This window comes from Novosphingobium sp. 11B, assembly GCF_054589055.1.
The window spans coordinates 1-1918 of record NZ_BAAILP010000197.1 but is presented as its reverse complement, the minus strand read 5'-3'; the positions used below and the strand labels follow the sequence as shown (position 1 = coordinate 1918).

1 protein-coding gene is annotated in these 1918 nt (G+C 60.9%); it reads right to left on the bottom strand.

From position 1 onward, the window contains the following. Nucleotides 1-107: 107 nt before the first annotated feature. Nucleotides 108-1754 carry an IS1634 family transposase gene (locus ACYPYD_RS18040; protein ID WP_459664608.1) on the bottom strand — a complete coding sequence of 549 codons (1647 nt, stop codon included), beginning with the start codon at nucleotides 1752-1754 and terminating at the stop codon, nucleotides 108-110. Between the last annotated feature and the right edge of the window lie 164 nt (nucleotides 1755-1918).

Here is a 1918-nt window from a genome sequence, read left to right as displayed (position 1 = left end):
CCCAACTTGAACAGTGCTTTCGGAAAAGGCATTTTTATTCAATGATATGCGCGCGCCGACGCAGGTGTTACCACTACATTTTCGGGATCGGTTGAGCTTGCAAAAGCTCAGGTTTCCGGCGGCAACTCGCTGATATTGGCCGGCAGCGCGATGCCGGTTGCCTTGAAGACATTGCCCACCTGGCCCGAGACGTGGGTGCGGGTGGTTATGACCTTGCCGTCCTTTTCGATGGTGGCTTCCTGAAGGCGATCGAGATCGTTGAGGAGCGGCTGCCATTCGGGCTGTAAGCCCTTTTCCTGACACAAGCGGGTGAGTTCCTTGGCCAGCGTCAGAGCGAGGAACGAGACAAACACATGGCCGCGGATAGCGGCATCGGACTGATGGAAGATGGGGCGGGTGTCGAAGCTGGCCTTGGCAACCCGGAACAGGGCCTCGACCTGAAGCAGGTCACGGTAGCGGATGACGGCCTGCAGCGGGGTGATCCGGGCATTGGTGCGCAACACGCTGATGCCATCGTAGCGGGCCTCATCGGCAAGCTTGCCCATGTCGATCTCGAAGGTCTTGCCGCTGGCCTTGAGATAGCGGCGATAGGCTGAGTTACCGACCAGGGCCTTGTCGCCCTTCTTCAACTGGGTCTGGAGGCCATCGATGATCGCTTGCCGGTCGGCCTTGTCCTTCCTTGCCTCAGCTTCGTTGAGCGTGACGACGTAGCGCTGGGCATCGGCGCCTTTGCCAACGCGCACTTCCTTGACCCACAGCTGAGTGTCTCCTGCCTGCCTCTCGAGGACCAGGGGCACCATCGGGGCAGTGTCGGCAAGCACGACATCGCGGATGACGCTGCTGGTACGCTCTCGCGCACCCAGGATGTATTCCATCCCCAGTTCTTCAAGGGCGGCGATCGTATCGGCGCTGATCATGCCGCGATCGGCCACGACGCACGAGCGGGTGATGCCGAAGCGGGTGCGCAGGCGCGTGACGATGGGCATGAGCACCTTCACGTCAGCCGTGTTGCCCGGGACCATCTCGGTGCAGATCGGACGCCCCTCGGCGTCGATCACGACAGCCAGGATCATCTGGGCAAGCTCGGGCCGGTGGTCCTTGGAATGACCGCGCCGTCCCAGCGTGTCGCCGCCGGCACCGTAGAACGAGAGCGACGTCGTATCCATGAATACAAGACTGAGGTCGGTGAACAGGTCTCGGCGGCGATCGAACAGCTTCTCCTCGATCACGTCCTTCACGCAGCGAGGTGCCAACGCGCCCTCAGCCTTCTCCTCGATCTCCTCGCCGAGCCAGGCCATGGCGCGATAGAAGTGATGGAGGGCAAGATCCTCGCTGCCGTCGATGGCGTAGCTCTCCATCCAGTCAAGGCAAGCTCGGTCCGAGCCTGAGACGAACAGGCGGTGCAGTGTGGCGACGAATACGGCGCGCTCCACGGCAAAGCCGAACTGGCGGCCTTCCAGCACTTCTTCCAATACAGCATCGATGCCAAGCCGTTGCCACAGGCGCCCGAACAGCAACGGGCCGCCAATCCTGCGGGCTGCGATCCGGCCTGCATCGATATCGGACAGAATGACGCTGCGCTCTGCGTGACGTGCGATCGAGGCGGCCAGCCTGTCGAGTTCGCCACTTGCGGCCAGCACATCCTTGCGGCCCAGAGCCTTGATCGTGCGCTGGCGGACGGTTTTGCCCTCTCGCACGCTCTCGACCAGGTAAAGATAGCGGTGCCCGCGCGCGACTCGTTCGACGACATACATGACAAAGTTGTTACTGCCTGGACCCGTAAAGATAAACCAAACCGACAGTCACAGCAAAAATGTTGTTAGCACACCCGATTTTGCCGCCAAATCCACTCACCGCAAAATCAGATACTTATGGTCTCGCGTTCCCTGCGTGTTCCGCTAGCACTGTTCAACTTGGG

Coding starts and splice junctions, on each gene's coding strand:
- ACYPYD_RS18040 (WP_459664608.1), bottom strand. CDS start 1,754: ATGTATGTCGTCGAACGAGTCGCGCGCGGGCACCGCTATCTTTACCTG.